The organism is Micromonospora sp. KC721, from assembly GCF_004348355.1.
In the GTDB taxonomy this organism is placed as follows: Bacteria; Actinomycetota; Actinomycetes; order Mycobacteriales; family Micromonosporaceae; genus Micromonospora.
Genome location: NZ_SMJY01000201.1, coordinates 1 through 10,549, shown reverse-complemented (window position 1 = coordinate 10,549; position 10,549 = coordinate 1). Strand labels below are relative to the sequence as shown.

At 72.1% G+C, this 10,549-nt stretch carries 11 protein-coding genes; 7 read left to right on the top strand and 4 right to left on the bottom strand.

Going from position 1 to position 10,549, the window contains the following annotated elements; all coding sequences use genetic code 11:
- Nucleotides 1–11 precede the first annotated feature (11 nt).
- Nucleotides 12–422, top strand: coding sequence for a DUF5319 domain-containing protein (locus tag E1182_RS25525; protein ID WP_132269851.1), 411 nt, complete (start codon nucleotides 12–14; stop codon nucleotides 420–422).
- Nucleotides 423–437: 15 nt separating this feature from the next.
- Here the strand turns inward: E1182_RS25525 and E1182_RS25520 are convergent, their stop codons facing one another.
- A complete protein-coding gene (locus E1182_RS25520; protein WP_132269849.1) occupies nucleotides 438–1,259 on the bottom strand; it encodes a helix-turn-helix transcriptional regulator in 822 nt (273 codons plus the stop codon).
- Nucleotides 1,260–1,511: 252 nt separating this feature from the next.
- Between E1182_RS25520 and E1182_RS25515 the strand changes: the two genes are divergently transcribed.
- Complete coding sequence (locus E1182_RS25515) at nucleotides 1,512–1,895, top strand: WhiB family transcriptional regulator (RefSeq protein ID WP_132269847.1); 384 nt, start codon at nucleotides 1,512–1,514, stop codon at nucleotides 1,893–1,895.
- A gap of 81 nt (nucleotides 1,896–1,976) precedes the next feature.
- On the opposite strand, the gene E1182_RS25510 is transcribed toward E1182_RS25515, so the two are convergent.
- The 3 genes from E1182_RS25510 to groES form a co-directional block, all read right to left on the bottom strand.
- Complete coding sequence (locus tag E1182_RS25510) at nucleotides 1,977–3,722, bottom strand: molybdopterin-dependent oxidoreductase (RefSeq protein WP_132269844.1); 1,746 nt, start codon at nucleotides 3,720–3,722, stop codon at nucleotides 1,977–1,979.
- 188 nt (nucleotides 3,723–3,910) lie between these two features.
- The gene (gene groL / locus E1182_RS25505) at nucleotides 3,911–5,557 is read right to left on the bottom strand and encodes a chaperonin GroEL (RefSeq protein WP_132269842.1); all 1,647 of its coding nucleotides are present in this window, start codon (nucleotides 5,555–5,557) and stop codon (nucleotides 3,911–3,913) included.
- 69 nt (nucleotides 5,558–5,626) lie between these two features.
- Complete coding sequence (groES, locus tag E1182_RS25500) at nucleotides 5,627–5,941, bottom strand: co-chaperone GroES (RefSeq protein ID WP_089005269.1); 315 nt, start codon at nucleotides 5,939–5,941, stop codon at nucleotides 5,627–5,629.
- Between the two features lie 495 nt (nucleotides 5,942–6,436).
- Here groES and E1182_RS25495 point away from each other — a divergent pair, with 495 nt between their 5' ends.
- The 5 genes from E1182_RS25495 to E1182_RS25475 all read left to right on the top strand — a co-directional run bounded on the left by E1182_RS25495 (nucleotide 6,437) and on the right by E1182_RS25475 (nucleotide 10,540).
- On the top strand, nucleotides 6,437–7,237 hold the full coding sequence (locus E1182_RS25495; RefSeq protein ID WP_243706417.1) for a helix-turn-helix transcriptional regulator: 801 nt from the start codon (nucleotides 6,437–6,439) through the stop codon (nucleotides 7,235–7,237).
- Nucleotides 7,228–7,416: a DUF397 domain-containing protein gene (locus E1182_RS25490; RefSeq protein WP_132269840.1), complete on the top strand. Its 189-nt coding sequence runs from the start codon at nucleotides 7,228–7,230 to the stop codon at nucleotides 7,414–7,416. Before E1182_RS25495 ends, E1182_RS25490 begins: the two co-directional genes overlap by 10 nt.
- A 43-nt stretch (nucleotides 7,417–7,459) precedes the next feature.
- Nucleotides 7,460–8,680 carry a methyltransferase domain-containing protein gene (locus tag E1182_RS25485; protein WP_132269837.1) on the top strand — a complete coding sequence of 407 codons (1,221 nt, stop codon included), beginning with the start codon at nucleotides 7,460–7,462 and terminating at the stop codon, nucleotides 8,678–8,680.
- A gap of 4 nt (nucleotides 8,681–8,684) precedes the next feature.
- Complete coding sequence (gene ybaK / locus E1182_RS25480; RefSeq protein WP_132269834.1) at nucleotides 8,685–9,167, top strand: Cys-tRNA(Pro) deacylase; 483 nt, start codon at nucleotides 8,685–8,687, stop codon at nucleotides 9,165–9,167.
- Nucleotides 9,168–9,439: 272 nt separating this feature from the next.
- The gene (locus tag E1182_RS25475) at nucleotides 9,440–10,540 is read left to right on the top strand and encodes a sugar ABC transporter substrate-binding protein (RefSeq protein ID WP_132269831.1); all 1,101 of its coding nucleotides are present in this window, start codon (nucleotides 9,440–9,442) and stop codon (nucleotides 10,538–10,540) included.
- Nucleotides 10,541–10,549 lie beyond the last annotated feature (9 nt).

Sequence of the window (10,549 nt, the reverse complement as noted above, 5' to 3'; positions counted from 1 at the left end):
ACGGTGAGGGGGTGCACGACGAGCCCATCGACCCGTTCAACGGCGACCCGGCCGATCCGGCTGCCAGCCTGCACGATCCGCGTGACGAGGATCAGCTCGACCCGCTGACCGAGGCCGAGCGCCAGGACGTGCTGGAGGATCTGGCCGACCTGGAGATCTACCAGGCCCTGCTGGCGCCGATCGGGGTGCGCGGGCTGGTCATCGAGTGCGAGGACTGCCGTGAGCCGCACTACTTCGACTGGGACCTGCTCCGGGGCAACCTGCGCCACCTGCTGAACTCGGGCCAGCCCCGGGTGCACGAGCCGGCGTACGACCCGGATCCGGACCACTACGTCACCTGGGAATACGCGCGCGGCTACGCCGACGGCGTACACGACACGCTGACCGAGGCCGCCGAGGACGACGGGACCAGCGGCGACTGACCGCGCCGCGACAGCTCAGGCGACCAGGCCGGCGCGGAAACCGGCGGCCACCGCGTGCGCCCGGTCCCGGGCGCCGAGCTTGCGGAAGAGCCGGCGGGCGTGGGTCTTGACGGTGTCCTCGGAGACGAACAGCTCCCGCCCGATCTCGGCGTTGCTCTTCCCCTCGGCCATGCCGAGCAGCACCTGCAACTCCCGTTCGGTCAGCCCGACCGCGCCGCGTCCGCCCCGGGTGGTGGGTCCGCCCCGCTGACCCGCCGGCACCGGGGCCTCCGCCTCGGCGGTTTCCGCCTCGACCTCGTCGTCGCCGCGCTGCACCGGCACCACGGCCGGGGTGCCGCCGGGCCCGTCGCCCACGGCTGACCAGCCGGGCCCCGGCTTGGTCGGGTTCCGGCCGGCGGTGGGCCGGGGCGGCGCGCCGACCGCCGCGGTGTCCCGCGCCGGGTCGGTCACCCGGTGACGGTTCGTGCGACCGGGGGCGGAGAGCAGCAGCAGGGCCTTGGCCACCGCGCTGGTCAGGTCGTGGTCGGTGCCCTGGATCAGGCCCCGGGCACCGGCGCTGATGGTGGCCGCCGCGGCGTCGGACTCCTCCGCGCCGAGCAGCAGCACCGCGGCCTGGGGCGCGCGGGCCAGCACCCGACGGACGAACCCGGCGCTGTCGGGTCGGGTGAGGGCGGTGTCGGCGAGCACGACGTCGACCGGGCGTTCGGCGAGCCGCAGCATCACCTCGGGGTCGGAGACGGCCGTCCGCACGACCGCGGCCAGGCCGAGCCGTGTGGCGGCCGACGTCAACTGCTGCGCGGCGAGCGGTGTTCGTACACAGACGAGAACGTTACGCACTGTGGTCTCCTCTCCGCAGAGAGCAGACCATGGCCGGGTCGGCCGGGGGGGAGGTTCCCGGCAATCCTCCGAACTTTTCCGACATATGGGGCATTTGCCGCGAGCTGCCGTGGTTTTCGATCACACACGTGTGAGCCGGGGAAAGCTCGGGTACCGAGACGCCAGGCCGGATACGGTGCGCCTGCGCGGACACCACCCGGACGCCGGTTCAACGAGGATCTTCCGCGGTGCCGCGCGGGAGGAGGGGTGCTGATGTCGAACGTACGTAGACTGCCCGGACCCATCGTCGACCTGTGGGACTGGCAGCGGCTGGGCGCGTGCCGAGGCCGCGACAGCGCCCAGTTCTTCCACCCGGACGGCGAGCGCGGCTCCTCACGCCTGCGCCGCGAGTCCGGCGCCAAGGCGGTCTGCCGGGCCTGCCCCGTCCGGGCCGAGTGCGCCGCGCACGCTCTCTCCGTGCGTGAGCCGTACGGCGTCTGGGGCGGGTTCAGCGAGTCCGAGCGACTGCGCCTGCTCGCCCTCGGCTGGGAGGACCTCGCCGACCGCCGCCAGACCCGGGTCGACATCGCCCGGCTGGAGGCGCGGCTGGGCCACCCGCACAAGTCCGCCGTACCGGAGCAGCGCAAGATCGCCTGATCCCGACCGCCACCCGCCGGCGCCGCGTCCCGCACCTCGGACGCGGTGCCGCCACGTCCCGGATGTACGGGCCCCGGTGCCTCAGCGGACGGTCACCGTCACCGTGTGCCAACCGGTGGCACCATCGGGGGCGACCGGCTGCTCCTGCCCGGTCTGGGTCGCGCCGGTGGCATCGGTGGCCCGGACCTGGAGGGTGTGCCGGCCCGGGGTGGCCGTCCAGCGCCACGACCACTGCACCCAGGTGTCCACCGAAACCGTCGGGGCGAGCGTGGCCTCCCGCCACGGCTCGTCGTCGACGCGCACCTCCACCCGGCCGATGCCGCGGTGCTGTGCCCAGGCCACCCCGGCCACCATGACCGGCCCGGCGGTCAACCGGTTGCGTGGGCGCGGCGTGTCGATCCGGGACTGGGTCTTCACCGGCCCCTGCGCCGACCACCCGCGGGGCACCCAGTACGCGTCGAAGTCGGCGAAGCTGGTCAGCTCCAGCTCGGTCACCCACTTGCAGGCCGAGACGTACCCGTACAGGCCGGGCACCACCATCCGGACCGGGAAGCCGTGCGCGACCGGCAGCGGTTCGCCGTTCATGCCGACCGCCAGCAGCGCGTCCCGCCCGTCGCGCAGCACCGCGGTCGGGGTGCCGCAGGTCCAGCCGTCCACCGAGCGCCCCACCACCTGGTCCGCGCCCACCTCCGGCTCGACCTCGTCCAGCAGCTCGCCGATCGGTACGCCCAACCAGCGGGCGTTGCCTATCAGGTCACCGCCCACCTCGTTGGAGACGCAGGCCAGGGTGACGTACCGCTCGACCATCGGTCGGGCGAGCAGGTCGGCGTAGCTCAGCTCGACCGGGCGACGAACCCGCCCGTGGATGCGCAGCCGCCAGGTCTCCGGGTCCACCTGCGGCACCACCAGGGCCGTGTCGATCCGGTAGAAGCCGCTGCCGGGGGTGACGTACGGGGCGAGCTGCGCCAGCGACAGGTCCGCACCGGCCGGGACAGCCGGGGCCGGGGAGACCGGGGCGGGCAGCCGGACGCCCCGCCGGGCCGCCGACACGTCACGCCGGCCGGCGAGCCAGTGCCCGCCCACGCCGGTGACCGCTGCCGCGCCGGCCAGCACACCCACACCGCGCAGGAACCGCCGCCGCGCCTGCGGATCGATGCCGCCCACGGGCGTCGACCCGTCCGTTGCCCGTCCCCCTGGGTCCTGCGCGCCACCAGCCGCCGGCGCCCCGCCGGGCGCCTCCGCCGGACCGGCCGCCGGCACCCCGCCGACGGCCTCCACGCCACGTGGGATTTGCCGCGCCCCCGCAGCGGCGTCCCACGGCAGCTGACCGGCCGACCGCCCGGCGGCGGCCGGGGCTGCTGGGGGCGTCGGTGGGGTCCACGGCCACGGGTCGATCTCCAGCGGCCCGGCCAGGAGGGCCCAGAGCGTCAGTGCGCCCAGTCCCCCGCCGACCAGCGCGGGCAGCGCGTCGGTGGCGTCCGCGCCGGCCCGGCTGAGCGCGGCGGCCACCCCGAGGATGGTGAAGGCCGCGACACCGGCCAGGCCGAGCCACAGTCGACGTACCGCCGCCCGCCCGAGCAACGCGGCGGCGGCGGCCAGCAGCAGCGCCGTCCCGACCAGCAGGGCGATCTTGTCGTACCGGCCGAAGACGGCGATGGCGAACTGCTTCAGCGGCTCGGGGACGACGTCCACCACGAGCCCACCGACGGCGATCAGCGGCGCCGACCGGGGACCGGTGAGGACCGCCACCGGCTCGGCGGCCCCGATCGCCACCACCGCGGCGGTGATCCCGGCCAGTGCGGCCAGGCCGCGAGGGGTGCTGCTCATCAACCCAGTCTGATCGGCCGGCCGGGTGCTGCGCCAACCACGTCAGCGTTCCGTAACCAACGCCGGGCACCGCTTGACGCTCGCCTGCGAGACACCTCGGCGGCGGGACGGACCCCGCCCTGACAGACGCCGAAGGGCGCACCGTCGCGATGACGGGTGCGCCCTTCGTCTGCCGTGTGGTCGGGTCGTCAGAAACCCGGACCGTGCTGGTGGCCGTGGCCGTGGCCGTGGCCGTGCCCACCGGCGGCGGCCGGCTCCGGCTTCGCCGGCTTCTCCACCACGAGGCTCTCCGTGGTGAGCAGCAGGCCGGCGATCGACGCGGCGTTGGTGACCGCGTTGCGGGTCACCTTCACCGGGTCGATGATGCCGGACTTCACCAGGTCGACGTAGCTGCCGGTGGCGGCGTCGAGGCCGTGGCCCCACTCCTTGCCGGCGACCTTCTGCACCACCACGTAGCCGTCGTGGCCGGCGTTCTGGGCGATCCAGCGCAGCGGCTCGACCAGCGCCTTGCGCACGATCGACACACCGACCTTCTCGTCGCCGGTGAGGCCCAGGTCATCGTCGAGCGCCGGGAGGATCTGGGCCAGGGCGGCGCCGCCACCGGGGACCGTACCCTCCTCGACCGCGGCCTTGGTCGCGGCGATGGCGTCCTCGATGCGGTGCTTGCGCTCCTTCATCTCGACCTCGGTCGCCGCGCCCACCTTGATGACCGCGATGCCGCCGGAGAGCTTCGCCAGCCGCTCGGCCAGCTTCTCCCGGTCCCACTCGGAGTCGGACGCCTCGATCTCCTTGCGGATCTGCGCGACCCGGTCGGCGACCTCGGCGGCCTGACCGCCACCGTCGACGACGGTGGTGTTCTCCTTGTCGACCACGACCCGCCGGGCGGTGCCGAGCACCTCCAGGCCGACCTGGTCGAGCTTGTAGCCCAGCTCCGGGGCGACCAACTCGGCACCGGTCAGGATCGCCATGTCCTGGAGCATCGCCTTGCGGCGGTCGCCGAACCCGGGGGCCTTGACCGCGCAGACCTTGACGGTCTTGCGGATCGCGTTGACCACCAGGGTCGACAGCGCCTGGCCCTCGACGTCCTCGGCGATGATCAGCAGCGGCTTGCTGTTCTGGAGAACCTTCTCCAGCAGCGGTAGCAGCTCCTCGATCGCCGAGATCTTCTGCGTGGTGATGAGGATGTACGGATCCTCCAGGACCGCCTCCTGCGCCTCCACGTCAGTGACGAAGTTCGGCGAGATGAAGCCCTTGTCGAACTGGAGACCCTCGGTGACGTCGAGCTCGGTGGTGAGCGCGGAGCCCTCCTCGACGGTGATGACACCGTCGCGGCCGACCTTCTCCATCGCCTCGGCGATCAGCTCGCCGATGGTGGCGTCCTGCGCGGAGATCGTCGCGACGTTGGCGATCGCCTCCTTGCTGGAGACCTCGACGGCCCGGCCGAGCAGCGCCTCGGAGACCTTGGCGGCCGCCGCGTCGATACCCCGCTTGAGACCGGTCGGGTTGGCCCCGGCGGTCACGTTGCGCAGGCCCTCGCGGACCATCGCCTGGGCCAGCACGGTCGCGGTGGTGGTCCCGTCGCCGGCGACGTCGTTGGTCTTGGTCGCCACCTCCTTGACCAGCTGCGCGCCGAGATTCTCGTACGGGTTGGTGAGCTCGATCTCCTTGGCGATGGTCACGCCGTCGTTGGTGATCGTGGGTGCGCCAAACTTCTTGTCCAGGACGACGTTGCGCCCGCGCGGGCCGAGGGTCACCTTGACCACGTCGGCGAGGGCGTTGACACCGTGCTCCAGCAGGTGCCGGGCGTCGTCCGAGAAACTCAGGATCTTCGCCATGAATGTCCCTTCACGCGACGGTGCCCCGGCCCGGCGAGCCGGACCGGGGCAACGACACTGATCGGTTGCTTACTTCTCGATGACCGCGAGGACGTCACGGGCGGAGAGCACCAGGTACTCCTCGCCGGCGTACTTGACCTCGGTGCCGCCGTACTTCGAGTAGAGGACGGTGTCGCCGACCTTGACGTCGAGCGGCACGCGGTTGCCCTTGTCGTCGATCCGGCCCGGGCCGACAGCGAGGACGGTGCCCTCCTGCGGCTTCTCCTTGGCGGTGTCGGGGATCACGATGCCCGACGCCGTGGTGGTCTCAGCCTCGTTCGCCTGGACCACGATCCGGTCCTCGAGCGGCTTGATCGCAACCTTGGTCGCGGTAGTCACGGGCATACCCTCCTGGGGTACTGGTTTCGTAGCCGGACGGCGAGGCCGACCAGCGTCAATCTGCCACATGCCACCGGGCGGGGCCGTCGTCGCGGGTGCCGGTCCGCCTGGCGTTCAGCCTCCGCGCCGAAAGGCCCGGAAGCTGGCACCCTCAGGGTGAGAGTGCTAATCGCAGGTTATTCCTCGGCTAGCACTCCGTCAAGGAGAGTGCCAACGCGCGTCCTCGTGTCGCCGTCACGCCGGACAGGACCCCACCCCGTTGGCAGGGCTTCCACACCTTGATCCACTCCGATCGCCGCATGTCGCGGTGTCCGCCCGCGACAACACCCCCACCTACCGCAAGCGGAGTGGACCGAGTGACCGCGACCCCACCCCGGCCGAATCGCCGGGCCGCCACAGTTCCGCCAGTCGTCACCGCGACACGCCGACAAGCCCTCGCCACAGGGTGGCCGGATCCCTACGGTCGGTGGCCGCTGCCGAAGCCGTGGAGAGGAGAGACCGGTGTCCCGGATACCGACACTGACGTTCCTGCGGGCCCAGCTACGCCGGGCCCGCCAGGCGCAGGGACTCAGCCAGGAGGAACTGGGCAAGCTGGTCAACTACTCGTCGTCGCACGTGAGCGCGGTCGAGCTGGGCCACGCCCCGGTCACCCCGGACTACCTGGCCCGGCTGGACCGGGCGCTGGACACCGGCGACCTCTTCGGCACCATGCTGGAGCTGATCCGGTTCCACGCCGCGCCGGACTGGTTCCGCCCGTGGGAGGAGGTCGAGCGGGAGGCGACCTCGCTGCGCTGGTACGACCCCACCGTGATTCCCGGGCTGCTCCAGACCGAGGCGTACGCGCGGGCGATGCTCGCCCTGGGCGGCGAGCTGACCGCCGACGAGGTCGAGGCGCGGGTGGTGGCCCGGCTGGCCCGGCAGGCGGTGCTGACCGGCGACCGGCGGCCCCAGTTCGTCGCCGTGCTGGAGGAACAGGCGCTGCGCCGGCAGGTCGGCGACCGGGCCGCCATGGCCGAGCAACTGGAACACCTGCTGACCGTCGCCGCCGGGCCGAACGTGCAGGTGCGGGTCGTGCCGGCCGACGCCCCCTGGCACATCGGGCTCCACGGGGCGTTCATCCTGGCCCGGCTCGACGGCGGCGTCGGGCTGGCCCACCTGGACAACCAGCTCCGGGGGCAGACCGTGGACAGCCCGAACGACATTGCCGCCCTCGGCCGGCGCTGGGAGACTGTGAACGCCGAGGCGCTGCCGCTGGGGCAGTCCACCCGAATCATCATGGAAGTGGCGAAGACATGGACCTGACCCACGCCACCTGGCGCAAGTCCTCCCGCAGTAACGCCAACGGCGGCGCCTGCGTCGAGGTCGCCGCCAACCTGCCCGGCGTCGTCGCCGTCCGGGACAGCAAGGACCCGGCCGGGCCGGTGCTCGCGTTCGCCCCGTCGAACTGGCGAACCTTCGTCGCCGCGACCCCCACCCGCTGACACCACCGCCAGCCGCTCCGCACCGGGCGGAGACAATGGCCGGGTGGATCTCGACCAGCTTGCCGCGCTGCGTACCCCCGAGGGGTCGGCAGCGCTCGCCGCGGCGACCGAGCTGGCCGGCGGCGACCCGCTGACCGCGGCGGCCGCGCTCCGCTCGGCCGGGGTGCCGGCGGGGCTCGCCGCCGCCGCGCTCACCCAGGCCGAGCTACGCCGGCGGGCGGTCGGAAAGTTCGGCGCCGAGGCCGCCGGCATGTTCCTCACCCGGGCCGGGCTGGAACAGGCCACCCGCCGGCCGGTCGCGCAGCGGCGGGCCGACCGGTTGCGCGCCGCCGGGGTGGGCACCCTCGCCGACCTCGGCTGCGGTCTCGGTGCCGACGCGCTCGCCGCCGCCCGTGCCGGCATCCGGGTGTACGGAGTGGAGGCGGATCCGGTCACCGCCGCGATGGCCGCCCTGAACGCCGAGGCCGCCGGGCTGGCCGAACTGTTCACCGTGGAGGTCGGCGACGCCACCGGGTTCGACGTGTCCCGGGTGGAGGGTGTCTTCTGCGATCCGGCGCGGCGGCGGGCCGGTACCGGGCGACGCGTCTTCGACCCGAACCTCTACTCCCCGCCCTGGGACTTCGTGACTGGCCTCACGGAGCGGGTGGCGTACCCGGTGGTGAAGGTCGCCCCAGGCATCGATCACGCGCTGATTCCGGCCGGCGCGGAGGCGGAGTGGGTCAGCGTGGACGGCGACCTGGTGGAGGCGACGCTCTGGTGCGGGCGGCTGGCCGAGGTGCCCCGCCGGGCGAGCGTGCTGCGCGGGGATGCGGTGAACACCCTCACCGGGTCGGGGGACGCCGAGGCGCCGGTCGGGCCGGTGCGCCGTTACCTGTACGACCCGGACGCGGCGGTGGTCCGCGCGCACCTGGTCGCCGAGTTGGCCGAGGCGCTGGACGCCACACTGGCCGATCCGACCATCGCCTACCTGTACGCGGACACCCCGGCCGCCACCCCGTTCGCCCGCTGCCTGGAGATCACCGATGTGCTGCCGTTCTCGCTGAAGCGCCTCCGCGCCCTGCTCCGCGAGCGTCACGTCGGCCGGGTGGAGATCCTCAAGCGAGGCTCGGCGCTGGAGCCGGAGAAGCTGCGACGCGACCTGAAGTTGGCCGGCGGCGACGCGGCGAGCCTGGTGCTGACCAGGATCGCCGGCGCGCCGACGACGCTGGTCTGCCACCCCGCGCCGGCGGGCGGTGGCCGGGCGGGTAGCGCGGGGTTAGCGTGACGCCATGGCGGGACAGGCCACTCCGGCGACGGCGCTGCTGACGAAGCGGAGGATCGCGCACCGCGTCCACCCGTACCAGGTGCCAGCCGACGCGCCGAACTACGGCGCGTTGGTCGCGGCGGCCATCGGAGTTGCTCCGGAACGGGTCTTCAAGACGCTGGTCTGCGCGGTCGACGGCGCGTTGACCGTGGCGGTCGTACCGGTCACCGGCGAGCTGGATCTGAAGGCCCTGGCGACGGCGGTCGGCGGGAAGCGGTCGGTGCTCGCGGACCGGCTGGTCGCCGAGCGGGCCACCGGCTACGTCCGTGGTGGCATCAGTCCGCTCGGCCAGCGTAAGCGGCTGCCTCTCGTGCTGGACGACTCCGCGCTGACCCACGGCACGGTTTTCGTCAGCGCCGGCCGTCGTGGCCTGCAACTGGAACTCTCCCCCGGGGATCTGGCGACCCTGACCAGCGCCACCCCCGCTCCCATCGCCAGCCATCCCTGACCCCCAACCGGCGGGTTGATCATGAAGTTGCGGCCTGAGTGGCGATCAAATCCACCGCCAACTCCATGATCAACGCAGGGGAAGGGGAGGGTCACCCGAGGTGATTGCGGGTGTATGTCCGGTGGGACATAACCACGTTGCTGAATTGTTACCGCAGCCAACAATCTTCTGACCTCGACGGGCTTGCGGGCGACTGGTGGGCGGGAATACGTTGCCGGGCACAACAAACACGGCATGTTCTCTCCCCCAAGAACCCGAAAGGACCCGTGCAGATGCGCAAGGGCTTCCTCACCTTCGCCGCCGTGGGCCTGCTGGCCACTGGCAGCATGGTCGCCTGCGGCGACAACTCCGGCAGCAACGAGGCCGGCGGCAGCAACGACAAGAAGCCGAAGATCGGCGTGATCCTTCCGGACAGCAAGTCCTCCGCCCGCTGGGAGGGCGCGGACCGCAAGTTCCTGGAGGAGGCGTTCAAGGCCGCGAACGTCGACTACGACATCCAGAACGCGCAGGGCGACAAGGGCGCCTTCCAGACCATCGCGGACCAGATGATCACCAACGGGGTCACCGTTCTGATGATCGTCAACCTGGACTCCGGCACCGGCAAGGCCGTCCTCGACAAGGCCAAGTCGCAGGGTGTCGCCACCATCGACTACGACCGCCTCACCCTCGGCGGCTCCGCGCAGTACTACGTCAGCTTCGACAACGAGGCCGTCGGCAAGCTGCAGGGCGAGGGCCTGGCCAAGTGCCTGACCGACAAGGGCGCCAAGAACCCGGCGATCGCCTACCTGAACGGGTCGCCGACCGACAACAACGCCACGCTGTTCAAGAGCGGGTACGACTCGGTGCTCAAGCCGAAGTTCGACTCGAAGGAATACACCAAGGTCGCCGACGACTCCGTGCCGGACTGGGACAACACCCAGGCCGCCACGATCTTCGAGCAGCAGCTCACCAAGGCCGGCGGCAAGATCGACGGGGTGCTGGCGGCCAACGACGGCCTCGGCAACGCGGCCATCTCGGTGCTGAAGAAGAACAAGCTCAACGGCAAGGTCCCGGTGACCGGCCAGGACGCCACGGTGCAGGGCCTGCAGAACATCCTCGCCGGCGACCAGTGCATGACCGTCTACAAGGCGATCAAGGAGGAGGCGAAGGCCGCCTCCGACCTGGCCATCGCCTTGGCCAAGGGCGAGAAGAAGGAGACCGGTCAGACGGTCAAGGACCCGGAGGGGGGCCGTGACGTGGACGCCGTCCTGCTCACCCCGAAGGCCATCTACAAGGAGAGCGTCAAGGACGTCATCGCCGACGGATTCGTCACCAAGGACGAGGTCTGCGCCGGCGAGTACGCCAAGCTCTGCGCCGACGCCGGCATCAGCTGACCCGCACCC